General features: G+C 44.0%; 25 protein-coding genes. 13 read left to right on the top strand and 12 right to left on the bottom strand.

Annotation, left to right across the window (positions count from 1 at the left end; translation table 11 throughout):
• The first annotated feature begins 19 nt into the window (after nucleotides 1-19).
• Nucleotides 20-1,009 (top strand): NAD-dependent epimerase/dehydratase family protein, encoded by a 990-nt coding sequence (locus tag ACX0G7_RS03670; protein ID WP_458922068.1) that lies wholly within the window; start codon nucleotides 20-22, stop codon nucleotides 1,007-1,009.
• 106 nt (nucleotides 1,010-1,115) lie between these two features.
• Complete coding sequence (locus tag ACX0G7_RS03665; RefSeq protein WP_458922067.1) at nucleotides 1,116-2,192, top strand: carboxypeptidase-like regulatory domain-containing protein; 1,077 nt, start codon at nucleotides 1,116-1,118, stop codon at nucleotides 2,190-2,192.
• Nucleotides 2,193-2,198: 6 nt separating this feature from the next.
• Here ACX0G7_RS03665 and ACX0G7_RS03660 read toward each other — a convergent pair whose 3' ends face one another.
• On the bottom strand, nucleotides 2,199-3,146 hold the full coding sequence (locus ACX0G7_RS03660; RefSeq protein WP_458922066.1) for a UDP-3-O-(3-hydroxymyristoyl)glucosamine N-acyltransferase: 948 nt from the start codon (nucleotides 3,144-3,146) through the stop codon (nucleotides 2,199-2,201).
• Between the two features lie 277 nt (nucleotides 3,147-3,423).
• Nucleotides 3,424-3,594 (bottom strand): hypothetical protein, encoded by a 171-nt coding sequence (locus ACX0G7_RS03655; RefSeq protein ID WP_458922065.1) that lies wholly within the window; start codon nucleotides 3,592-3,594, stop codon nucleotides 3,424-3,426.
• Nucleotides 3,595-3,717: 123 nt separating this feature from the next.
• On the opposite strand from ACX0G7_RS03655, the gene ACX0G7_RS03650 reads away from it, so the two are divergent.
• The 5 genes from ACX0G7_RS03650 to ACX0G7_RS03630 all read left to right on the top strand — a co-directional run bounded on the left by ACX0G7_RS03650 (nucleotide 3,718) and on the right by ACX0G7_RS03630 (nucleotide 7,493).
• Nucleotides 3,718-4,305 (top strand): pseudouridine synthase, encoded by a 588-nt coding sequence (locus tag ACX0G7_RS03650; protein WP_458922064.1) that lies wholly within the window; start codon nucleotides 3,718-3,720, stop codon nucleotides 4,303-4,305.
• Nucleotides 4,306-4,374: 69 nt separating this feature from the next.
• Nucleotides 4,375-5,250, top strand: a complete 876-nt coding sequence (locus ACX0G7_RS03645) for a YicC/YloC family endoribonuclease (RefSeq protein ID WP_458922063.1) — start codon at nucleotides 4,375-4,377, stop codon at nucleotides 5,248-5,250.
• A gap of 72 nt (nucleotides 5,251-5,322) precedes the next feature.
• The gene (locus tag ACX0G7_RS03640; RefSeq protein WP_458922062.1) at nucleotides 5,323-5,793 is read left to right on the top strand and encodes a gliding motility lipoprotein GldH; all 471 of its coding nucleotides are present in this window, start codon (nucleotides 5,323-5,325) and stop codon (nucleotides 5,791-5,793) included.
• A 12-nt stretch (nucleotides 5,794-5,805) separates the two neighbouring features.
• Complete coding sequence (locus tag ACX0G7_RS03635) at nucleotides 5,806-6,780, top strand: sensor histidine kinase (protein WP_458922061.1); 975 nt, start codon at nucleotides 5,806-5,808, stop codon at nucleotides 6,778-6,780.
• 11 nt (nucleotides 6,781-6,791) lie between these two features.
• Nucleotides 6,792-7,493 carry a response regulator transcription factor gene (locus ACX0G7_RS03630; protein WP_458922060.1) on the top strand — a complete coding sequence of 234 codons (702 nt, stop codon included), beginning with the start codon at nucleotides 6,792-6,794 and terminating at the stop codon, nucleotides 7,491-7,493.
• 18 nt (nucleotides 7,494-7,511) lie between these two features.
• Here ACX0G7_RS03630 and ACX0G7_RS03625 read toward each other — a convergent pair whose 3' ends face one another.
• Nucleotides 7,512-9,389, bottom strand: coding sequence for a BatD family protein (locus tag ACX0G7_RS03625; RefSeq protein ID WP_458922059.1), 1,878 nt, complete (start codon nucleotides 9,387-9,389; stop codon nucleotides 7,512-7,514).
• 76 nt (nucleotides 9,390-9,465) lie between these two features.
• Entirely contained in the window at nucleotides 9,466-10,173 is a 708-nt protein-coding gene (locus ACX0G7_RS03620) for an SDR family oxidoreductase (protein WP_458922058.1), read from the bottom strand.
• An 89-nt stretch (nucleotides 10,174-10,262) separates the two neighbouring features.
• Here ACX0G7_RS03620 and ACX0G7_RS03615 point away from each other — a divergent pair, with 89 nt between their 5' ends.
• The gene (locus tag ACX0G7_RS03615; RefSeq protein WP_458922057.1) at nucleotides 10,263-10,958 is read left to right on the top strand and encodes a YjjG family noncanonical pyrimidine nucleotidase; all 696 of its coding nucleotides are present in this window, start codon (nucleotides 10,263-10,265) and stop codon (nucleotides 10,956-10,958) included.
• A 194-nt stretch (nucleotides 10,959-11,152) separates the two neighbouring features.
• On the opposite strand, the gene ACX0G7_RS03610 is transcribed toward ACX0G7_RS03615, so the two are convergent.
• From ACX0G7_RS03610 to ACX0G7_RS03600, 3 genes are read right to left on the bottom strand one after another with little or no spacing between them, the layout of a single operon-like run.
• A complete protein-coding gene (locus ACX0G7_RS03610) occupies nucleotides 11,153-11,809 on the bottom strand; it encodes a phosphatidylserine decarboxylase family protein (RefSeq protein WP_458922056.1) in 657 nt (218 codons plus the stop codon).
• Nucleotides 11,810-11,830: 21 nt separating this feature from the next.
• Nucleotides 11,831-12,733: a phosphatidate cytidylyltransferase gene (locus tag ACX0G7_RS03605; protein WP_458922055.1), complete on the bottom strand. Its 903-nt coding sequence runs from the start codon at nucleotides 12,731-12,733 to the stop codon at nucleotides 11,831-11,833.
• Nucleotides 12,734-12,760: 27 nt separating this feature from the next.
• Nucleotides 12,761-13,654 carry a CPBP family glutamic-type intramembrane protease gene (locus ACX0G7_RS03600; protein ID WP_458922054.1) on the bottom strand — a complete coding sequence of 298 codons (894 nt, stop codon included), beginning with the start codon at nucleotides 13,652-13,654 and terminating at the stop codon, nucleotides 12,761-12,763.
• A gap of 99 nt (nucleotides 13,655-13,753) precedes the next feature.
• On the opposite strand from ACX0G7_RS03600, the gene dusB reads away from it, so the two are divergent.
• A complete protein-coding gene (gene dusB / locus ACX0G7_RS03595; RefSeq protein WP_458922053.1) occupies nucleotides 13,754-14,791 on the top strand; it encodes a tRNA dihydrouridine synthase DusB in 1,038 nt (345 codons plus the stop codon).
• 80 nt (nucleotides 14,792-14,871) lie between these two features.
• On the opposite strand, the gene ACX0G7_RS03590 is transcribed toward dusB, so the two are convergent.
• The 3 genes from ACX0G7_RS03590 to ACX0G7_RS03580 all read right to left on the bottom strand — a co-directional run bounded on the left by ACX0G7_RS03590 (nucleotide 14,872) and on the right by ACX0G7_RS03580 (nucleotide 18,440).
• Nucleotides 14,872-15,486 (bottom strand): glutathione peroxidase, encoded by a 615-nt coding sequence (locus ACX0G7_RS03590; RefSeq protein ID WP_458922052.1) that lies wholly within the window; start codon nucleotides 15,484-15,486, stop codon nucleotides 14,872-14,874.
• A gap of 170 nt (nucleotides 15,487-15,656) precedes the next feature.
• On the bottom strand, nucleotides 15,657-17,027 hold the full coding sequence (locus ACX0G7_RS03585; RefSeq protein ID WP_458922051.1) for an aldehyde dehydrogenase family protein: 1,371 nt from the start codon (nucleotides 17,025-17,027) through the stop codon (nucleotides 15,657-15,659).
• An 87-nt stretch (nucleotides 17,028-17,114) separates the two neighbouring features.
• Nucleotides 17,115-18,440: a GntP family permease gene (locus ACX0G7_RS03580; protein ID WP_458922050.1), complete on the bottom strand. Its 1,326-nt coding sequence runs from the start codon at nucleotides 18,438-18,440 to the stop codon at nucleotides 17,115-17,117.
• A 168-nt stretch (nucleotides 18,441-18,608) separates the two neighbouring features.
• On the opposite strand from ACX0G7_RS03580, the gene ACX0G7_RS03575 reads away from it, so the two are divergent.
• The 3 genes from ACX0G7_RS03575 to ACX0G7_RS03565 all read left to right on the top strand — a co-directional run bounded on the left by ACX0G7_RS03575 (nucleotide 18,609) and on the right by ACX0G7_RS03565 (nucleotide 20,621).
• On the top strand, nucleotides 18,609-19,085 hold the full coding sequence (locus tag ACX0G7_RS03575; protein ID WP_458922049.1) for an Lrp/AsnC family transcriptional regulator: 477 nt from the start codon (nucleotides 18,609-18,611) through the stop codon (nucleotides 19,083-19,085).
• Nucleotides 19,086-19,095: 10 nt separating this feature from the next.
• Nucleotides 19,096-20,073 carry an EamA family transporter gene (locus ACX0G7_RS03570; protein WP_458922048.1) on the top strand — a complete coding sequence of 326 codons (978 nt, stop codon included), beginning with the start codon at nucleotides 19,096-19,098 and terminating at the stop codon, nucleotides 20,071-20,073.
• 110 nt (nucleotides 20,074-20,183) lie between these two features.
• Nucleotides 20,184-20,621 carry a nucleoside deaminase gene (locus ACX0G7_RS03565; RefSeq protein ID WP_458922047.1) on the top strand — a complete coding sequence of 146 codons (438 nt, stop codon included), beginning with the start codon at nucleotides 20,184-20,186 and terminating at the stop codon, nucleotides 20,619-20,621.
• A gap of 162 nt (nucleotides 20,622-20,783) precedes the next feature.
• Here the strand turns inward: ACX0G7_RS03565 and ACX0G7_RS03560 are convergent, their stop codons facing one another.
• On the bottom strand, nucleotides 20,784-21,512 hold the full coding sequence (locus ACX0G7_RS03560; RefSeq protein WP_458922046.1) for a 3-keto-disaccharide hydrolase: 729 nt from the start codon (nucleotides 21,510-21,512) through the stop codon (nucleotides 20,784-20,786).
• 27 nt (nucleotides 21,513-21,539) lie between these two features.
• The gene (locus ACX0G7_RS03555; RefSeq protein ID WP_458922045.1) at nucleotides 21,540-22,907 is read right to left on the bottom strand and encodes a Gfo/Idh/MocA family protein; all 1,368 of its coding nucleotides are present in this window, start codon (nucleotides 22,905-22,907) and stop codon (nucleotides 21,540-21,542) included.
• A gap of 254 nt (nucleotides 22,908-23,161) precedes the next feature.
• Here ACX0G7_RS03555 and ACX0G7_RS03550 point away from each other — a divergent pair, with 254 nt between their 5' ends.
• On the top strand, nucleotides 23,162-23,770 hold the full coding sequence (locus tag ACX0G7_RS03550; protein ID WP_458922044.1) for a superoxide dismutase: 609 nt from the start codon (nucleotides 23,162-23,164) through the stop codon (nucleotides 23,768-23,770).
• Nucleotides 23,771-23,815: the final 45 nt, after the last annotated feature.

Below are 23,815 nucleotides of genomic sequence, written 5' to 3'. Positions count from 1 at the left end.
CGATAAACCACGTAAAATATTGATCACCGGTGGAACCGGGTTTCTTGGGGCATACATAATAAAGGAACTTGTAGACAAAGGATTCGCAGTCACGGCTATCAGGCGCGGCAGAAAGAAGTGGCCGTTTTTTATCTCGCCAAAAATTTTTGAGCAGGTTGAATGGATCGAAGGGGACATACTCGACGTTGTTGCCCTCGGAGAAGCCATGATTGGAATGGACGCAGTGGTTCATGCTGCCGCCAAAGTATCTTTCGATGCCTCAGATCGGGCAGAAATGTTCCGGACAAATATTGAGGGCACTGCCAATGTGGTTAACCTTGCACTTGAAGCAGGTATCAAAAAAGTGTTATACGTAAGTTCTGTAGCAGCCCTGGGCCGCACCAAAAACGGGGATACTGTCACCGAAGAAAAGAAGTGGGAAGAAAATGTGATGAATACCAATTATGCCTTAAGTAAATATCATGCAGAGATGGAAGTGTGGCGTGGCATGGGTGAAGGGTTAAATGTTACTGTGGTTAACCCAAGTACGATACTTGGTTACGGTGACTGGAACAATTCGAGTTGCGCAATCTTCAAAAATGTATATCACGAGTTTCCCTGGTACACTACCGGCGTCAATGGCTTTGTAGATGTAGAGGATGTGGCCCGGGCTATCGTCTTATTATTAGAAACGGATAGTAGCGGCGAAAGATTTATCCTGAGTGGTGAAAACTGGACCTTCCAGGAATTGCTTAACCATATAGCACGGGGATTCAATAAAAAGATCCCAACAAGGAGAGCCACCCCACTGTTGGGAGAGATTGCATGGAGACTTGAGAAGATAAAATCCCTCTTCACTGGCAGGGCCGCTCTCCTGACAAGAGAATCCGCAAGAATTTCACAAACGAAAACATATTTCAATACCGCCAAGATCATGGCGAGGCTGCCCGGTTTTAAGTTCACTCCTTTACCTCAAAGTATAGAGAAGGCTTGCAAAAACTACCTGGTTTCGCCACAACTCACCCGCTGATAAGATTGGACCTGGCATAAGCATAGTATATGCGAAGTATGCACCCGATATATGGTATACTTTTAGCCTGCTATACAACGTTTAATAACTGAATCAAATAGTATTCATGAAAAAATTGATTTTCCTCGCCTGCTTTATCTGTTTTGCGGGTGTTTTGAAGGCTCAGAATTTTCCCATCCTGGGCAAAGTCGTCGATTCATCATCTGGTCAACCGCTTAGTAAAGCCTCCGTGTTCTGTCAGAACACAACGTTTGGAACCATTACGAATAATGAAGGCCTGTTTTATATGAATCTGCCGAATGGCGGTTATGACCTGGTAATATCTTATACTGGCTATGAAAAGAAATTGTTACGGATCAGCAATAGTCAGCCGCATAAGGATACCTTGTTGTTTGTGTTGGCTCCACAGGATAATTCAATGACCGAAGTTGCCGTGGTAGCAAGCAACGAAGTTCAGGATGGATGGAACAAGTATGGCAAATTCTTCTCCGAAAACTTTATCGGGACAACTCCGAATGCCGACCAGTGTACCATCCAGAATCCGGAAGCACTTCGGTTTTTCTATACCAAAAAGAGAAACCGTTTAAAGGTGACGGCAAAAGAAGACATCCTGGTGGTAAACAATGCTCTTGGCTACCGGATCAGGTATCAGCTTGATTCATTCAGCTATGATTACAATACAAAGATCAGCCAGTATACGGGCTACCCGTTATTTGAAGAGTTGGATACAACCGATGCGGTAAAGCAGTCCTGGGTATCTAACAGGGCGAAAACGTATCTCGGCTCGAGATTGCATTTTATGCGCGCGATGTACGACAGCATAGTTGCCGATGAAGGATTTGCCGTTGAGAAGATGAATGACGATCCAAAAAGTACAAAGGGAGCAGATATCGAAAATCTTTACGACAGCTCATTCTATTTTGCAGATAGTAATGGCGTTGCAGTAAGTTGGGAAGGCCGCTATAGGATTCTTTACAAGAAAGTGCTGCCCGAAAAGAAATTTCTCCAGGAATTTAAGCTTCCTGCCAATACTGCAAGGCAGGTTACACTGCTTGACATCGCTGATGGGTTTGTGATAGAGCAGAACGGATATTTTTACGAGCAGTATGATGTGATCAATTCCGGTTATTGGGCATGGAAGAAACTGGCGGAACTACTTCCCTACAACTACGAATACGAATAGAGCTGCCTATTCCTTCTCCATCACTTTTTTCCATAATTCAGGAATTCGTTTGATCCAGATGAGTTCCTTTTTTTTGAGTCCTGCATCATCTGCAGGTGTACCAAAGTATATCTTACCGGGAGGTATATCCTGCCCGAGCCCGCTTTGAGCCAGTACAACTGCGTTGTCTCCTATAGATAATGTTTTTGAAACGCCGACCTGGCCCCATAGTATCACACCATCACCAAGGGTAGTAGCCCCCGCAATCCCCACCTGGGCAGCAATAAGGCAATTTTTACCGATAACGGTATCATGTCCTATATGAACCATGTTATCAATTTTCGTACCTGCTCCAATCACCGTATCATGACTAACGCCCCGGTCTATGGTGCAGCCTGCTCCTATTTCTGCAGCATCATGAATCACTACACGACCTGCGCTTTCCATTCGTTTGTACCAGATGTTGCGGTCCTTTTTAGTATTGTAATAAAATGCGTCCGACCCAATCACCGTTCCTGCCTGGATCACTACATCATCTCCTATTGCTGAATAATCGAGTATAGTTACGTTTGGATGAATGAAACAGTTTTTTCCGATCGTTACATGATGCCCGACAAACACATTTGGCGCTATATAGCTCGACGGGTCAATAACCGAACTGTCACTAACGGCCTTATCAGCCGGTATAAAAGGCCTGAAATGCCTGACGATCTTTTGATAGGCTTCAAAAGGCTGGTCAACGATGAGTAACGACTTCTCTTCCGGGAAGCCGGTGCTTTTATTGATGATTATAAAGCTTGCAGCGGATTGAATGCATTTATCATAGTATTTGGGATGATCCACGAAAACCAGGTCGCCCTTCTCTACCTTGTGTATCTCGTTTATCCCTGTCGCCTGCCTGTCCTTATCTCCTTCGATCTCTGCACCTATGAGTTCTGCTATCCATTGAATTGATACCGGGGCGGGAAATTTCATTGTTCTTGATTTTGGTTAGATGATGACTCCTGCAAAAGTAAATCAGGGACATTTAAAGGAGGTTCCTATTATTAAACCGGATGTTAAAAAGCGATGTTTGATTATCCGGATGATCAATATTGACTTTTATTCAATGTTTTTGGGTATTTCTACGATGGTCCGACCAATTTTCTAAAAATATTTTTCAAATATTTTTAGATAGCGTCAGGGCATTTTTTATTCCATTTTGCTGATCATGATTTGATAGCAACTCATATCAAACATTAAGGCATTAAAATTACGTGCCGATAAAAATGAGTGGTGACAAGTGTTTCAGAAGATCGATTTTTACTACGTTTGTTTGTGATGTTGTAACCAGTTGCCCGATATCAAAATCAAGGGCTCTTAAAGGGTTCTTTCTATCATCCCTTTTCCACACGTTAAAATAAAATGTGAATAAAATTTGCATTAATTTTTTTTCTGAAAGAAAAAATTCTTTTTAATATTGTGTAGGGAAATTTTGATTCCCACTACTTACTAACCCATCTACATATTAAATCTCCCGATTCATCGGGAGGTTTTTTTTTGAAGCATGCCTATCTACTACTCCATTTATAAACCCTTCCAGGTACTTTCTCAATTCTCAGTCGAGGGATCAAAACAAACACTAAAGGATATTTACCAATTTCCAACTGATGTGTATCCCGTGGGCCGGCTCGATTATGATAGTGAAGGTCTGCTGATCATTACCAACGACAAATCCCTCAATCATAAATTACTTAATCCGGCTTTCGGGCATGAAAGGGAATACTGGGTGCAGGTGGAAGGGCAGATCAATGCTGAAGCGCTGGAACAATTGAGGGCAGGAGTTGACATTTCGATCGAAGGCGGAAGGTATCATACAGCCCCGTGCATGGCAATGGTCTTTACGGTTACACCTCCCGTCGCTGAAAGGAACCCTCCGATCAGGTTCAGAAAGAACATTCCAACTTCGTGGATCAGGCTTATCCTCACAGAAGGTAAAAACAGGCAGGTACGAAAGATGACAGCTGCTATCGGATTTCCCACTTTGAGGCTCATTCGTTATCGCATTGGCCATATAACCATTGACCAACTGGCACCGGGTCAATATAAGGAGTGGGACAGGCAGCAGATATACCAGCTATTGGGAATTAAATGATGCCATTCTTTTAAACAAACCCGTTAATCAGCTTCAATTCTTATCTTGCCAACACAAAAAAATTGGAATATGCTAAAATCCATGACTGGTTTTGGAAGAACTGAAAGATCTGTAGGTGATAAAACTTTCCTTGTCGATATAAAATCATTAAACGGAAAACAATTTGAACTTAACCTGAAAATGCCGGCTTTTTTAAAGCCTTTCGAATTCGAGATCCGCACCTTGCTTTCAAAAAATCTTAACCGTGGTACTGTAGATTGTACCATCAACCTGAAGGAAACCGGCAGTTCGAAACCCGTAAGCATAAACACAGAACTGGCAAAGGCTTATTATCAGCCCATCGCAGACCTTTCCGCTGCACTTAACCTTGATCCATCATCTATACTAAGCACATTGCTCAAACTGCCCGAGGTAATAACACCAACCGGCGAAACCCTGACGGATTCAGAATGGGATGAGTTCAAAAAAGTCGTGGAGTCCGCCATTGAAGATCTAAATCAGCACAGGCTTGAAGAAGGCAAGGCACTTGAAACCGATCTTTTGCTCCGCATCAATAATATACAGCAACAACAGGACGAGATCGTAAAACTCGAACCTAACCGTAAACAAAAGATCAGGGACGGACTCGTAAAGGTGCTGGAAGAAAACGTTGGCAAAGAGAATTACGATCCTAACAGGCTCGAACAGGAGCTGATCTATTATATTGAGAAGATCGACATCAGTGAAGAACAGGTACGCCTGAAGAACCATTGTGATTATTTTAAAACCCTGTTACAGTCTAATGATGAAGGCAAGGGCAAAAAATTAAGCTTCATACTGCAGGAAATCGGGAGAGAAATCAATACCACCGGTGCCAAAGCCTATGACTCGAACATTCAGCAATATGTGATACAGATGAAGGATGAACTTGAAAAAGCGAAAGAACAGGTTCTTAATGCACTTTAGCCATCCGGGGCGTTAGCTCAATTGCATGGCACCGATTAACTGTTTCCAGTATTTTTGTAAAAAACCGGTCACTTGAAATACTTTCTACCCTTCCTAATGTTTGCCCTGGCCCTGGGATCCTGCCAGCAAAGCATCGATGTCTTTGAAAAAAATGTAGTGATACCAGACCGCGCATGGGCGTCGGGTTTCAAACCTGAGATCAGCTTCACGGTCCAGGATACGAGCGCGCGGTATAATATATATGTAGTGGTGCGTCATACCGATGCCTATGAATTCAATAATATCTGGATCAATATCTACACAAAGGTTCCCGGTGATTCAACGGAGCGCAAACAACAACTGGATCTTAAACTTGCCACTGATGAAAAGGGCTGGCTCGGCAGCGGGATGGACGATATCTTTGAACACCGGATATTGATCACGGCACAACCCGAAGCACTGACTAAAGCCGGCACCTATACATTCCGACTCGAAAATATTATGCGCGTTGACCCACTGCCAGAGGTCCTGAACATGGGCATCAGGGTTGAAAAAGCCAAATAAGCAAACCCGCTGATGAAACTTCCATCAAAAAAGAAACTTGCAGTCGCCACCATAGTATACTGGTTCCTGCTGGCATATATCATTGCCATTCTTTTTTTCTGGTTTTTTGTTCTGGAAACTCAGAACAGGCAGATGACCAATTACAAACTCAATGAATTAAAAAAAGACGACCCGCAATACGTTACAAGGGTTGAAAAGATTGCAGCGGAGAAAAGGTTAAAGACAACGCAATACCTCGGGGAAGGGATCACCTTCCTGGCTATGATCCTGGTGGCCGCACTTTTTGTTTACCGGGCGGTAAGACGACAGATCATTCTTCAGCAACAGCAGCAGAATTTTATGATGGCTGTGACCCACGAACTGAAAACACCCATTGCCGTTGCAAAACTCAACCTGGAGACCATGCTGAAACATCAGCTTGACGATACCCGAAAACAAAAGATGCTGCAGATGACCTTGCAGGAAATTGACAGGCTCAATAATCTTTCAAGTAATATACTGGTGTCATCCCAGCTGGAAGGTGGTCGTTACCGGGTTGGAAAGGAAGAACTCGATATTTCAGATCTTGCAAAAAGTTGCGTGGCCGATTTCATTAATCGCTTCCCGGAAAGACATTGGGTCACCGATATAGAACCTGAACTCGATATTAAAGGCGATGCACTGCTCCTTCAGATAATGATGAATAACCTGCTGGAGAATGCCGTAAAGTATTCTCCCAAAGATGGAAAGATCTCCTGCACATTGAAAAAAGATCACCACCGGGCAGTCCTGATGGTGGCCGACGAAGGCAACGGAATACCCGATTCAGAAAAGAAAAAGATCTTCGAAAAGTTCTACCGTATAGGCAATGAAGAAACAAGAACTGCAAAAGGAACAGGCATTGGTCTTTATCTTTGCCGTAAAATCGCCGATGATCACGATGCAGACATCCGTGTGACAGACAATCATCCAACAGGTGCTAATTTCATTATTCGCTTCCCGGTTTAACTTAACCCTATATGGCCTCAAAACTTTCTATTTTACTTGTTGAAGATGAAGAGAACCTTCATGAAGCACTTAAGCTGAATCTTGAGCTTGAAGGCTATGAAGTAACCTCCGCCTACGATGGTACCGATGCTTTGAAAAAAGTGGAAGGCGAATATTTTGATCTTATTATCCTGGACGTTATGCTCCCCGAGGTTGACGGAATCACGGTTACCGAAACAGTAAGGGTCCATAACAATGATGTTCCGATCCTTATCCTTAGTGCGAGAAATAATAGTGCGGACAGGGTCCTTGGCTTAAAAAAAGGTGCCGATGATTATCTGACCAAACCATTTAACCTTGAAGAACTGCTGCTAAGGGTTCAGAAGCTCATCAACAAGAACAAAAAAATGCAGGATAAGGATACGATCGGAGATTCGTATTCATTTGGCGCGAATAAAATTGATTTCAAAGCACAGGAAGCCCAAATCAAAACCGGGGAGAAAATCCAGTTGAGCAAAAAAGAAGCTATGCTGCTGAAATTGCTCATTGAAAATAAAAATGAAGTAGTGCCCCGCGAAAAAATCCTGCAGACTGTCTGGGGTTATAATGTGTACCCAACCACAAGGACCATCGATAACTTCATCCTTAACTTTCGCAAATACTTTGAAGAGGATAGTCGCAACCCCCAGTTTTTTCATTCAGTAAGAGGCGTGGGCTACAAGTACTCAGAATAGATTAACAGAAGACTAATTTCAGACTTTCAGTTTCCCGGACACCTCCACCGCCTTGTCAAGCAACTCCTGCATGTCCGAAGGGCTGTGATCCGGGGTATAAAGCGCCCATTCACATTCGTTTAAAACGGCCATGAAACTTGTGATCAACGGTGCAGGAATTTCCTGTCGCTGAAGCTGAAAGCTGATATTTTGTTTGTTCAGAAATGAAGGCAACACCTCGCAGCGTTCAGCTGCTATTTTCCAAAGCACCCGCTGAATCTCCCGGTAGAAGCCCTTGATATCATCATTAGCAAGCGACTTACGTGCATTCCCGAACATAGCCGAAGCAGAAACATCTTCCTGGATTTTTATTTCTGCAACGGGAACGGGTTTTAATGGCTCAGTCACCGGTTCCTTTGATCCTTTCTTAAGGAACAATACCTGGTAAGTTATCCAACCAACAATAACAAGAGCAACACCGCCAAACCAATACAGGTGAAGCGGTTTGTCCGCAAGGCTTCTACCAACCGTAGTTTCAGCGAAGGGCGTTTTTACAGAAGCAGAAACATGAAAACTGATCGGGGCGGATACCAGTGTTTTATAATCTTCTGCTTCGGGATCAAAATAAGAAAACGAAAGAACCGGGATCGAATACTGGCCGGTATCACGGGCCGTGATTGCATAATCGAACGTTTTTTTACCGCTCAGCGGATAAACGAACTGGTTAAGTTCTTCTTTTACGGATGGTTCTGAAGTATCAATTCCCTGGGGCCATTCCACATCTGGTAAGGTAGCCAGCTGCAGATTACCGCTGCCGGAAAGTTGCCACTGGATGTTGATCAGTTCACCTTGTTTGATTTCGGGAGGGGGCATTATAGTTTGTAGCGTGAATTTCCCGACCGCACCTGTGAAATCATCGGGCTGGCCTTTTTCAGGGAGAGGTTTCACATCAATGGTAACCGGCGCAGTTTTTAAAGTGGTATAGTGTTCAAAATTGGACCTATAGGAAGATGACTGATCAAGCAGTCTTTGCAACTGGCTCTTACCATCGTTTTGTGTCCCGTTCGTTTTCACAAAATGAACGACACTTTCAATCTCTGCAGGATCAAGTTCATACTTACCGGCCTGCAAAGGAAACAGCTGAACCTTTCTTATAAGGTTAGTATAATAAGCATTGCCTTTGATTACTTCAACTTCAGGTTTGTTGTCATAAGAGTCAACCATCTCGACAACACTGAAACCTGGAAAAGAAGGTCTTTTGACCACCTGTGAATTTGAGTTGAGTCGAGAGTACGCTTTATATGCAACTGCCAGTGGCTCGCCTACATAACAGGATGTTTTATTTGTATTAGCGCGAAGAAAAAAATTGTTCCTGATTTTATCTTCGACTTTTTCTCCCGGCCGGATCTCGGATTCATCCTGCACAACAGGTTCATTTTTCGCCTCCCCCGGATCAGGAACAGAAGAAAGGCCGGTCTGACTAACGGTTATAGTTATTGCCTTTGTCTTCAGCTTTTGACCGTTGATGGTAAGCGATGCCGAAGGAATAGTAAACCTGCCCGTTTTCATCGGGGTCAGCACAAGCACTTTTGAATAAGAATCTACCCATTGCAATGTCTTCCCGCCAATTACCTGGGAAGCCTGGTTGGTAAAAGTATCGTTTACTACAAATCCACGGATGGAAGGGATTTTGATATCGGGCACATACCTGGCTCCGTAGACAACAAACTGGACCTGGAACGGCTGTTTAAGCGCCACGTTTTTTTCACTCACTACTGCCACGAACTTCAGCTCATTCTGGGCAGTTACGGTCATCAAACAAAAAAGGAGCCCGGCAATGAGACTTAGCCGGTGAAAACTTCCTGTAAATGTCTTTGAGTCGAATTGCATCATCTGGGGCCCTGCTGATTCAAACAAATATAAAATTAAGCAAGCCAATTCAGCGCTTAAATAAAGTTAAATGGACGAATGGTCATTATTACCCGGCCGAAGCTCACAGATCACCAAGTTGCGGGCGGAGGAGGATTTCTTCCACGCAGGCCCGGGCCGATAGGTGGGCCGCAGAATATATCATATCCGAAATGTCTTTTTCATCCATCAGCCGCTGGGGATCTACCCCCGAACTTTTCCATGAATCCGTATAAGCCGCGCCTGGGAATACAGCTGTCACTTTGATATCAAATTGTTTCAATTCCTCCCTGAGGTTCCTCGAAAATCCGGCTAAGGCATATTTCGAAATGCTGTAAGCGCCGCCATTCGGGTACGCGTTTAATGACGCAATCGAACACATGTTAAAAATATGACCCCGTCGGTTTTTTATCATTGCCGGTAATAATCTGCGGGTAAGGTGATAGGCGCTGTAAAGATTCACCGAAATGAGTTTCTCCAGTACGCCATCTTCTTCGTTACTTATGGTGCCTGGAAAATAAATACCTGCATTATTAACAAGGATATCAATTTCAGTGGTGTTGCTGAGTACCCAGGCACCAAAAGCAATTGCCTGATCCTTTACTCCCAGGTCGCAATCAAAAGTTCTGAAGTCGGAAGCCTTATAATTATGTCTCAGCTCCTCCGCAGTTGTTTCGAGTCGTTGTTTGTCTCTCGCACACAACATGACCAGGTGCGATTTGCCATTTGCAGCAAACTTCTCCGCGATCGACCTTCCAAATCCTTTCGATGCACCAGTTATTACAATGTTCATAGCTGCATTGTTTATTACGAAGGTAGAATCTATTGCAGCCTGGCAAACTTTTTTTACTGAAACGGGTTTGGTAATTTAGCATGAAGCAAATGAAGTATAAACATCTCTTCTTCGATCTTGATCACACCTTATGGGATTTCGATGCGAATGCTCGTTTGACCCTGCATGAGATATATCATGGGCACGGGCTTGCCAGCAAAGGTGTTCATGACTTTGATCTCTTTCACAAGAATTATATCATTCATAATAACCATTTGTGGGAAAAATACCGGAAAGGACTTCTGAAGGTTGACGAACTGCGATGGAAACGGATGTCGCTTACCTTACTTGATTTCAAGATCGGTGACGAATCACTTGCAAAGGCCCTTGGCGATCGGTTTTTGGATCTGCTTCCTTCGCGTACCTTACTCTTCCCGTTTGCCATCGAGATGCTTGAATACCTCACTAACAAAGGCTATGATCTTCACCTGATCACCAATGGGTTTGAAAAAACCCAGCATTGTAAATTGCAGCATTCCGGGCTGGCAGGGTATTTTAAAGAGGTGATTACCTCTGAAGGAAGTAATAGTATCAAACCGAAAAAAGAGATCTTTGAATTTGCTTTTAAATTAACGAACGCAGCCCCCGAAAAAAGCATCATGATTGGTGATAGTATCGATGCAGATATACAGGGTGCGATAAATGCAGGTATAGACCAGGTCTTTGTAAATCACATCAACGAAACTCCGGAAATTACCCCGACCTATACAATATATTCATTGGAAGAATTAGGTCAGATATTTTAGAGAAATGAACCAGCTCAGATCTTTTGGCAAGTGTAATCAAATCTTAACTAAGCATCCTGGTCAAAAGACTTACACCTGAAATCAGTGTTTCTGATAAAAGGAGTTAAACACATACTGTATTCCAGAACAGATATGTGAGACACGAACCGGGTATCTGCCATCAAAAGATTCAGACATGAACTGAGTATAGCGGATCAGAATGTAGCCAGTACAGTAACGCCCCCCTGGACCATATCATCAATATTGACTTTTACCTTAGCACCAACAGGTAGCAGGATATCTACCCGGCTTCCGAATTTAATAAATCCATACTCGGAGCTTTGTTCCACTTTTTGGCCAACAGTAAGATAATTTACTATCCGCCTGGCAACCGCACCGGCAATTTGTTTATAAAGTATCTCGCCATGAGGACCCCTTACAACAGTGGTATGACGCTCGTTTTCCGTGGATGATTTGGGGTTCCAGGCAACCAGGTATTTGCCTTTATGATATTGATTGTATACAACTTCTCCTGAAACAGGATTTCGGTTCTGGTGAACATTCATGGGACTCATGAATATTGACACCTGCAGGCGCTTATCTTTGAAATATTCTTCATCAATCGTTTCTTCGATCACAACAACCTTCCCATCGGCAGGACAAACCACAACCTTATCATCTTTTGTATACGTTCTGCCAGGAACGCGAAAAAAAGAAATGATAAAAAGAAGAAAAATGAATGAGACTATAAAGATTAACCAGCTTAACACGGGATAGTGAAAACTGATATAGTAGAATGAAGCAAGATTGATCAATGCAAAAGCAACGGCAATTATGAAAATCGTTTTATAACCCTCCTTATGTATCCGCATATTGGAATTTAAGTCGCAAATTTAAGGATTTGAAAGGAACAACTGAACATAGATCCAAACAGCCGGAACCGCGAACAGCAATGAATCGAAACGATCGAGGAAGCCACCGTGACCAGGCATGATGCTTCCACTGTCTTTGATATTTGCCATTCTTTTCAGCTTGGATTCGAAAAGGTCTCCCGCAGTGCCAAACACCGCAACAATTGCCGCGATGATGAACCAATGGTAATCCGGAACAGTTGAATCTGCTGGCACACCAATGATAGTTGAATAGTTACTGCTGCCGATAAAACCGATGATCAGCACACATAACATCATACCGCCCAACGTTCCTTCCCAGGTCTTCTTCGGAGAGATTTTAGAGAATGGTGTCTTACCGATGAACGAACCGACAAGGTAAGCCATGGTATCATTGATCCAGACGGCAAGAATGATGGTAAGCGGAATGTATGCACTCCTCGGAGACAATGGCGAGGGCTGATAAAAATCATATAATCCAATCATCATTGCCCAGCTTAATGAAATATAAATGAGCCCGGCAAATGAAAAGCCCACATTTCTTTCCGACACCTGCCGCGAAAAAAGCAATTCTACCAGAGGTAATAAAAAAATAAACATCAGCCCAAGCCACCACCCCATTGAATGAAGTGAAAAGTCACCGATATTAAACATGTCATTGGTGAAATACAACATGATGCACCAACCCGCCAGCATAACGCCGTACCGGTGAAATGCGCTTATTTCCTTGTACCCGGGATAAATCAGGGCAATAATTTTCTGGTATTCAACCCAGCATCCAAAGTGAATGATTGAAAACAGTACAAAAAAAGTCCACTGGTTCCACAGCAAACCCGTCAGCATCACGACAACAAAAACCAGGGCAGTAATTGCCCGTTTCCTGAATGTAGCAAGATTCAGCGCCATATTACGAAAACAGGATTTGGTTAGTCATCAGGCTATATAGTTGTTATGAGGTGTGAGGTCATTGCGGTTATATACTTTCGACCAGGTTACCGTTGAAAGTCGCTGATATAGGCGGAGGATTCCAAAGACGGCGATGGCACTGACCAGTGCGAGGTATAAAGGCACAGCCGGATTTTCACTAATGTATTTCGTTGCGTATGAAGCAACGATGACCTGAACCGCATTGGTGATAAAATGAGCCAGGATACACGTCCATAAACTTCCGCTGAACCAATACAGGGCTCCCAGCACCACTCCAAGGAACATCCTTGGGATGAATCCCTGGAACTGAAAATGGAGTGCCGAAAATAAAGCGGCGGTAACGATTATGCCCAGCCATGGGTTCCTGGTAAGCTGGATGATCACCCTTTGCATCGCGCCCCTGAAAAACATTTCCTCGCAAATCGCCGGCAGAAGAGCAATGACAATCACATTGATCAGGATATCTGCCGGACCGCGGATCTTCAGGAAAGCTTCCATCTGCTTCGCCGCCTGTTTTTCCATTTCTATTATTGAGGCCGGCATGGGAATAAGCTGGTTGATCTCGCCCAGCCAGAAAACCAGCGGAAAAGCGAGTAACATACACCCGATACCCAACACATACATGCTGCTTTTTTCGGCGGCCCTGAAACCAAGGAAATAAAAATACCTCCCGCGAAAGCTAAACCAGGCATACAAAAGCGCGGGTAAAAAAAAGAAAATCAAAGATGATGCGGCCTGAACCCATTTCATTGTGGCGATATTTTCGGGTGCTGTAAGATCGATTTTGCCGCCAAGGATTATCTGGCTCAGGCTTGCCAGAATTAATTGTGGAACGAAATAAACCAATAAGAGCACCCCCAGCTGTGTCTTGGGTGATTTAATTCTTAAATGACCTGTCATGGCTGGTATAAACGAGTATTAATTTGTAAATTTGCAACCTTTCAGAACACGCAAGATAAGGATATCCACTGACTGCGGATGACTGGAAAAGTGATAATTATGATTCAGATTGGCAACATACAATTACCGGAGTTTCCCCTTCTTCTTGCACCCATGGAAGATGTTAGTGATCCCCCTTTTCGTGCAGTTTGCAAGGACAACGGTGCCGATCTCATGTACACTGAATTTATTTCGTCTGAGGGCCTGATCCGGGATGCGATCAAGAGCCGCCAGAAGCTGGATATATTTGATTATGAGCGTCCTGTGGGAATCCAGATCTTCGGAGGCGATGAAGAAAGTTTATCACTTGCAGCGAAAATAGTAGAGGTAACCAACCCCGACCTGCTTGATATCAACTTCGGGTGCCCCGTAAAAAAAGTTGCCCTAAAAGGTGCTGGTGCCGGAGTGCTGAAAGATCTTGACCTGATGGTGCGACTCACATCGGCCGTCGTTAAAGCGACGTCACTGCCGGTAACTGTCAAAACGCGCCTGGGCTGGGACGATTCAACAAGAAACATAGAAGAAGTTGCAGAACGCCTGCAGGATGTTGGTATAAAGGCGCTCGCCATACATGGGCGCACCCGCACCCAGATGTATAAAGGGGATGCAGACTGGACCCTGATCGGAAAAGTGAAAAACAACCCGAGAATCAAAATCCCGATTTTTGGTAATGGTGATATAGATTCTCCCGAAAAAGCCCTCGAATACAAAAACAGGTACGGGGTAGATGGAATAATGATCGGAAGGGCAGCGATAGGTTATCCCTGGATATTTAACGAGATCAAGCATTATTTTCAGACCGGGGAGCATCTTCCACCGCCGACGATTACGGACAGGGTCGCGGTTTGCCGTAAGCACCTGCTGAGATCAGTGGAATGGAAAGGCCCGATAGTGGGTATCAATGAGATGCGTCGCCACTATGCCAATTACTTAAAAGGTTTACCAAATATTAAAGAGTTTCGTGGCCGCCTGGTCACCTTGAAAACGCCCGAAGAAATCAATGAAGTATTGAATGAAATTATCGTTCAGTATGCAGGTTTTCAATTCGAAAAGACGCCCATTGTCCTGGAGAACTACCATGAAAAGTGCCCGGTCTAACTCATCCCGGGACCTGCTTTGGAAGGTATGCGGTGTACGTCATGTCAGAGAACAGTCATAAAAGAATCCGCTCTTCATCATTATAGAGAGCCGCCATGAACAATGCCCTGTTTAACGTCGCCTCGCTCATGCTCCACTGCTTGAATCATACCCTGACCCAGGGGACTAACTGAAGGATCAAAATAATGTGTGAGAATACCGTTTTCGTCTATCAGGTATTTGGAAAAATTCCATGAAGGTGCCTTATCATTCCAGCCATTGAGCGTGCTGTCAGACAGCCACCTGAATACAGGATTCTGGTTCGCTGATTTTATTACAATCGTTTTTGTTGAAAGCGGGAAAGTGATCCCGTAATTGAGTTTACAGAATCGCATGATCTCCTCATCTGATCCTTTTTCCTGTTCACTGAAGTCATTTGCAGGAAAACCAATCACCTGAAGTTTACCGGCATACTTTGTCTGCAGCTCCTGCAGCTCTTCATATTGCCGCGTATAACCACAGTCAGAAGCCGTATTGACCACCAGTATTTTTTTACCGGATAGATCCCTCAGATTTAACTCGCTGCCGGTGTTTAGTCTGACCGGCAGATCATATATTGATTGCACAGGTTTTTTGTAATCTTTATTTACAAACACATCACTGTTTTTACCAAACAATCTCGTTACCCCGGTGATCAACGGGTAAATGGTTTTCATTATTTTTTGTTTACCCGTCATTTCCCTTGAGTTTCTGTTTACGAAAAAAAAATAAACTACACTGATCAGTAATAGCACCGATAAAAGAATCAACCAGCTATTTCGCCTCTTGTTTTTCATCTGACTATACTAAATGCCCGTATCGCAAACGACACGGCCCAGGATCAAAATTACCTAAAGATCTTCTTAAGAAGTTTAATCTTTCCTTTAAATGTCGGGTACCTGATAGCTGGATCAAACCAAAAGGGTGTCTTCATCACTGACTTCGGACGAGTGAAAAGTTCGAAGCTGAATTTCCCATGATAGCTTCCCATACCGCTACCCCTTACTCCGCCGAAAGGCAGATGATAGTTTGCAAAATGATACGCAGTATTATTAACACAACCACCCCCAAATGAAGTATTGTTTATCCAGGCATTTACAACTTCCCGGTCGCGCGTAAAAAGGTAAAATGCAAGCGGATCAGGATTTTTTGTGACAATCGCCATAGCCTCCTTCATGTTCCTGTATGTAATAACCGGTAGTATGGGACCGAATATTTCTTCCTTCATAATTGCCCCTTCTACATCTACTTTATCGAGGATCGTTGGTCCGATATATAATTGGGCGATGTCATGATCGCCTCCATGGATTACCTGGCCATTACCGAGATAACTTAATAGTTTTCTGAATCTGCCTTCACTAATGATTCTTCCATAATCATGGCTTTCAGCAGGGTTGCCCGTATAGAAATCTTTAATGGATCTGATGATAGCTGCGAGTAACTTATCTTTCACAGATTCCTGGACAAGCAGGTAATCAGGTGCAATGCAGGTTTGGCCCGCGTTCAGCCACTTGCCCAAAGTAATTCGCCTGGCTGTTACATCAAGGTCAGCATCCGGTTCAACCACCGCGGGGCTTTTGCCACCAAGTTCAAGCGTTACAGGCACCAGCTTGTCTGCTGCCATTTTATAGATCTGCCGACCTACGAAAGTACTCCCTGTATAAAATATATGATCGAACCGGAACGAATCCAGCATTGGTGGTATTACCTCGTCACCCGGACCTTTGACAACACGGACATAATTTTCAGGAAAAATTCCGGTAAGCATTTGTTCAATAAGATCCGCTGTTGCAGCTGCCATCTCACTGGGTTTTACCACTACACAGTTACCTGCGGCAATCGCGCCCACCATTGGAATCATAATCAGCTGAAATGGATAATTCCAGGGTGCAATGATCAGCACTACACCAAGCGGATCACGATATATTTTACTGGATGAAGGTATGTTGGCAAATGTGGTTTTTGCGGATACGGGCGCGGCCCATTTCCGGAGATGCGATAAGAAATAGTTGATTTCCGCCAGGAGCAAACCCGTCTCAGTTGCATAGGCTTCTTCCTGGCTCTTATGCAGATCCTTCTCCAGCGCAGCGGCAATTAAAGCTTCACTGTTAATTACCAGTTGCTTCAACATCTTCAATTGGCTGATGCGGAAGTCTATTGATTTTGTTGCACCGGAATCAAAATATTCGCGAAGCGGTGTTAATGACTTATCCGGCATCAGCGTTTCTGTTTGTTATTATTAAAAGCGTTCGTCAACATGCAAATTGAGATATATAAACGATAATCTGCGGGTTTCCGATCAATCTCACAGAAAAATCGACACGAGATAAATCATCATGATACTGATGATTCCCATCCAAACCGTAGCAACGGAATAAACTCTTAACATGGTTTTCATATCCAGGCCACTGAATTTTGCAATGACCCAGAAATACGCATCGTTTGCGTGAGAGATCATCATAGAGCCGGCACCCATTGCCAGCACAGTAAGCAGACGGCCATTCTCGGTGTCAAGCTGCAGGGCAGGAAGCAACGGCAATACTACCGATGCCGAAGTAATGATGGCTACCGTTGACGACCCTTGGGCGGTCTTCAACACAAAACTCAGCAGAAAGGGGAAGAGTAATCCAAGACTTCCTAAAGCAACGGCATTTCCGAAATGTTCGCCGATCTTTGTCGCGGCCAGCACTGCGCCGAAAGCCCCGCCCGCACCAATGATCACAAGGATGCCCCCGGCCTTTTCGGCTGCATCTGTGAGCAACTTGCTTAAGGCGCTTCGTTTCCAGTTTTTACCTGCATTCAGTGCCAGCAACACTCCTATTGACAAGGCCAGCACCGGATCACCTAAGATCAGGATCATCTGTTGCCACGGAGTAAAAGTCACATTTCCTTCCACAAAAGAATGCATGGCAATCAACAAAATCGGTACAATTACCGGCAGAAATGCTTTCAAAGGTGATGGCAACTCAGATTGAATTCCGGTCTCAGTTTCATCCGCCGGTCGCAAAAACGGGATCTTTTTGCCTGCGTATCTCGCCCACCAGTGACCAACAATCATAGCAGGTATGGCTACCACAGTTCCTACCAGGATCAACCTACCATAAGGTACTGACAATGTACCGGCAGCTGCCGCCGCGCCGGGATGTGGAGGAATAAGACAATGTACCGAATACAGACCCGTTGCAAGGGAAACACTCATGATCACTATGGAGATCCCCGTCCGCGCTGCTATCGACTTATTGAGACCACTCAATACAATATAGCCGGAATCGCAAAATATGGGCAGTCCAACCACGAAGCCGGTTATACTCATCGCCCATGCAGCGTGTTTATCCCCGACACGTTTGAGAATGTAACCGGCCATAACCCTTGTACTTCCTGTGTTTTCCAGTAACACGCCAAGGGTTGTGCCGATGACTATGATCAGACCCAACGATTTCATGATATTTCCAAAGCCTTCCTTTACCAGCCCAACTACCTGTAAGGCAGGGATCTGAACGCCCAGGCCGACAACAAAACTTGCCAGCACCAGGGCAAAAAAGGCATGCACCTTAAACCGGGTTGTTAACAATATGATCAGGGCTATTCCAGCGAGCAATGCGATTATCACCTGGGGAAGCGATGAGGTCATTCTTTACATTTAGAAGTGAATCAACAAGTTAAGTCAAATTATTATTGGAGGACCAGAACAAGACAAGAATAATATGCTGATTTGAGGCTCATTTCAGAATAATATTCTTAATTCTGTCCAAAATGTGAATTTAATTCTGTTTTTTTCTACATTTGTAAAAACAAATTCATGGACATCACCCTCGATAGTGTCGACCTGCAGATTCTTAACATCATGCAATGCAATGCAAAGATTGCCAATGTTGAGCTCGCCCGTCAACTGGAGATGGCACCTTCAGCTGTTCTTGAACGTGTAAAAAAACTGGAGCAAAAAGAAGTAATCAAAGGTTATCACACCCGTATTGATCCAACGGCGGTGCAACAAAAACTTCTGGCTTTTATATTCATCAAAGCATCGGATGGAATGGGATCTACTGAAACTGCAAAATATATTGCTGAAATACCTGAGGTGCAGGAGGTCCACCACATCGCGGGTGAAGATTGCTTTCTGATCAAGATCCGTACTGCGGATTCCGCAGCGCTAATGAATATTATGCGTACAAGATTAAGCAGCATTCCCAGAATTGTTTCAACAAGAACAACGATAGTGTTGGAAACCGTGAAGGAAGAAAACACCATAATGATATCCAAACCACCATTACCATAAATTTTATCTTATGTCTACTGTTCCGAAAATTCCACCTTCAAAACTCATGGTCATCCTGGCCTTTGGGGTGGTCTACATCGTATGGGGCTCAACCTACTTTTTCATTCGCCTGGCGATAGAGGATTTTCCGCCTTTCATCATGGCTGCTATCCGTTTTATTATCGCCGCAATGATGATGTTTACATGGTGTATATATAAGAAGGAACAATTGTTTAAATGGCAGGAGATAAAGCCGGCGATAGTAAGCGGGGTTTTGATGCTCTTTATAGGGAATGGTGCTGTTGTGTGGTCCGAACAATATCTCGCCAGCTCATTAGCTGCTATCCTTGTTTCTGCCGGCCCGATCTGGTTTGTTATGCTCGATAAACCCAATTGGGGTGTAAACCTTAAAAGCAGGAATATCATAACAGGATTATTGATTGGATTTATAGGTGTGATTGTCCTGTTCAGCAACAATGTTACTGAAGCGCTTTCCGGTACCGGAAGCATGTTGCAGATCATAGCAACAGCATCGCTGGTAATCGGATCTATTTCATGGGCAGGTGGATCGTTGTATTCAAAATATAAAACAAGCGGCCAGTCCAACGCCGTTAATACAGCCTGGCAGATGCTTAGTGCAGGATTGCTTTTCTCGGTATTGAGTTTTTCCAGTGGAGAAACAAAAACCTTTGAAGTTGCAGCTGTTACAACAACAGGATGGCTTTCACTTGCCTACCTGGTAGTATTTGGCTCACTTATCGGCTATAGCTCTTATGTATGGTTGTTAAGCGTCCGTCCCGCAACGCAGGTTAGTACACATTCTTATGTGAACCCGATAGTCGCCGTTTTATTGGGTGTGCTGATCGTTGGAGAATCGTTAACCATATTACAGGTAGCAGGTCTTGTGATCATCCTGCTGAGCGTATTGCTGGTTAACCTGAACAAATACCGGAAGCCTAAACCCGTAACCGTTGAACGGCCCGCTAAGCTCGCCTGCGAGGTTTCATAATCTTGAAAGACAGATATCTGAGAGTAAGTGGCCGATTTCAGCAATCGCCTTCAGGCTTATCGGAATTGCTGAAGGAAACTATTCATTAGATTCGCCTCATATTCGTTGTTATGACTGACGAGCATTTTATGAAGCACGCTTACCGTGAGGCGATCAAAGCTTTTGATTCGGGTGAAGTTCCTGTTGGTGCAGTTATCGTGATGAACGGACAAATCATTGCACGCGGACATAACCAGGTGGAAAAACTCAGCGATCCGACTGCTCACGGAGAGATCATTGCGTTGACTTCAGCGTTCAGCTTCCTGGGCAGTAAATACCTGCCTGAAGCCACGATATACATCACTGTTGAACCATGCCTGATGTGTGCAGGTGCTCTTTACTGGAGCAAGATATCACGGATTGTGTGGGGTGCAGATGACGAAAAAAACGGACATAAAAGAATTACCCAGGAGAACTGGCCATTTCATCCGAAAACAGAAGTTAATAAAGGCATTATGAAAGAGGAGTGCGCACAACTCATGAAAGACTTTTTCAGATCAAAACGGTAGGACCGGTACCAGATCATTGATGAGTGTTGAGTAAGTTTTGGGTTGATGAGTAATAGTTGCACCCACAGGCTACATAACGTTTGAGCACAAACGAAAAGGTCCCGCCTGGTAGCGGGACCTTTTCGTTGAGAGGAGCAACAGTAATCTGATTGCTTCCGTAGGCTATAATTTTTTTATTTTGATATTTTTAAACCAGAGACCACCGCCATGGTCCTGGAGCGCGATATGGCCCGATTTAGCCATGGCCCAATCTGCTTTGTCCTTGAATTTGCTTTTAGCTTTCAGCGCTTCCCACTCCGGTGTCCACAGTTCAAAGTCAGCAACTTTTTCACCATTGAGCCAGTGTTCAACATGGGCATTGTTCACGATGATCTTTGTTGTGTTATATTGCCCCGCAGGTTTCGCAGCAAGTTTTGCAGGTGGATGCATATTGTAATCCGCCCCGCTTTTTTGCCAGTCTTCAAGTTTGTCTTTATAACCGTTATCATCAATCAGTTGATATTCCGGGGCCGATTCATAGGAAGCGTTGTGCGCCTCAGTAGCCCTGTAAACGATGCCACTGTTAGCACCCGGAGCAACTTTCCAATCAATGGATAATTCAAAATTGTCGTACTTCTCAGTAGTGATCAGATCGGCCCTTTTCTTTACACCTTCCAGCTTACAACTTAATTCGCCGTTAGCAACCTGCCATCCATCAGAAGGTTTGTTCTGGTATGTTCGCCAACCTTTGGTAGAGGTACCGTCAAACAACAATTTCCAGCCATCCTTTTTTTCCTGTGGAGACAGTGTATTGTCTTTGCCCGCCAGCCAGCTTGTTGAGCCTGTTGTGATAAACGACATGGTGGTGATTGCAGCTACTGCTATTACCCCCTGGATCATTCTTTTATTCATATAGCATTTGTTTGAGTTCAGAAAGTATTAGCTGAGCAACTTCATATTTTTGGGATCCCATTTAATTGGTTTCTCCTGGTAATAACTATCGTTGCAGAGCAGGGCAGGCGCTGCGGCCCTGTAACCAAATACTGCATCTTCGATTACAGGTTTGCCTCCACGAATAGCGCGGATCCAATTATAATGATGATCATAATGTGCTCCCTTATAACCTTTCTCAACCAGGAACTCCGTAACAGCGGGTGCACTCATTTTTTTCCGGTCATAATCTTTTTCATACTGCCTTTCTGAGAAATACTGTGCATAATTTTCAGGCGGCCAGAATTTGTTTGTTGTAAGTGTTACCTTATCCCATTCAACATCCATTGTTCCTTCATTTCCTACGAGGCGCAATGAACTGTTGCCACCTGACCCGTCAACAAAATTCACCCGGAGCGACAAATTAAATGCGCCGTGTTTTTCAGAGGCCGGATAATCAAACATACCCAGGAGGATATCCGGTACTTCGCGGCCATCTTTCCAATATCTTAACCCACCGGTAGACATGATCTTGGTTGGCCCTGTCGTTCCGACAATGGAATGCAAGCTTGAGAAGAGGTGAACAAACAGATCGCCCGACACGCCGGTACCATAATCTTTGAAACATCTCCATCTGAAAAACCGTTTTGGATCGAAGGGACGATCCGGATACTTATTAAGGAAGCGTTTCCAGTCTACCGTGGTTGTATTACCATCAGCTGGCATATCATATTGCCAGGCACCGCCGGGAGTGTTACGTGCCCAGAATCCTTCTGCATAATTCAGTTTACCTATTGCGCCTGCTTCAAGAAGCTCTTTTGCTTTTTCATTTCCGAGAGAACTCATTCCCTGGCTCCCAACCTGGAACACCACTTTATTTTTTGCCTGTGCGGCCATCACTTCGGGTCCCTCAGTTATATCATGCACCATTGGCTTCTCGCAATAAACTGCTTTACCATTGTTCATGGCGGCTATGGAAATATCTTTGTGCCAGTGATCGGGTGTGGCAACTATCACCGCGTCGATATCCTTCCTTGTTAAAATCTCGCGGTAATCTTTGGTCACAAAAATATCATTGCCATATTTTTTCTTTGCTTCAGTTATTCTCCCGTCATAAAGATCACAGGCAGCAACCAGCTTTACTCCGGGTATACTTGTTGCTGTTTCAGCATCCGCGTTTCCCATACCACCACAACCTATCAATGCTATCTGCACATTATCATTCGCAGTATAACGTTCGCGTTTCATCCATTCTACATGTCTCTGTTCTTCCGTGGCATTGGCAAATGATGGAATAATGGTAGCAGCGGCAACACTTTTGCTAACCTTTTGGATAAAATTCCGGCGTGAGTTGCCGTTATTAGCACTTTTGCTCATGATGGATCCTTAAAAAATTTAATGAAACAATATTTTTCGTCGGGTAATTTAGCTATAAAATCCTTGTCTGACCTCAAAAAATTGGGTTTGAGTTTATGGCTATGTTTTTGATTGTAAATGCTTCATAAGTAGTCGGTTCCGGGTGCAACACAAATCTTTCTGTTTGTGGATCAACTGAACAAGTATAAATTTGTTATATCACAAGTGACCGTATTACAACAGGCATTTTATCATTAATAATTAATATCAGTATTATGGCTTTTACACTTCCCGCGCTTCCTTACGCGCCAGATGCACTTGAACCTCATATAGATAGTCAGACCATGCAGATCCACCATGGTAAACATCACCAGGCTTATGTCGATAATCTGAACAAAGCGGTTGCAGGCACACCCAATGAAAATAAATCTATTGAAGAACTGGTTGCCTCCGCAGGCTCAATCAGCCCGGCAGTTCGTAATAACGGAGGCGGGCATTGGAACCACAGCTTTTTCTGGGAGATTCTTTCACCAGGTGCGGGTGGTGCACCATCAGGAAAAATTGCTGAAGCCATCAACAGCGCTTTCGGTTCATTTGATGCTTTCAAGGAAAAACTGAATGCTGCAGGCACAACCCGTTTTGGATCCGGTTGGGCCTGGTTGATTGTAAAGGATGGCAAACTGGAAGTAACGTCTACTCCAAACCAGGATAATCCCCTGATGGACGTTGCAGAAGTTAAAGGAACACCGGTACTGGGTGTTGATGTCTGGGAACATGCATATTACCTGAAATATCAAAACAGGAGGCCAGAATATCTTGCTGCTTTCTGGAATGTCGTTAACTGGAAAAAAGTTAATGAGCATTTCGAAAAAGCTTCCAAATAAATTTGAATATTTTCATATGTTATTGTGGCCCCCACTCAGTGTGGG

The organism is Flavitalea antarctica, assembly GCF_054461535.1.
Note: the sequence above shows the minus strand (reverse complement) of the source record. Positions and strands in the feature narration are given on the sequence as shown.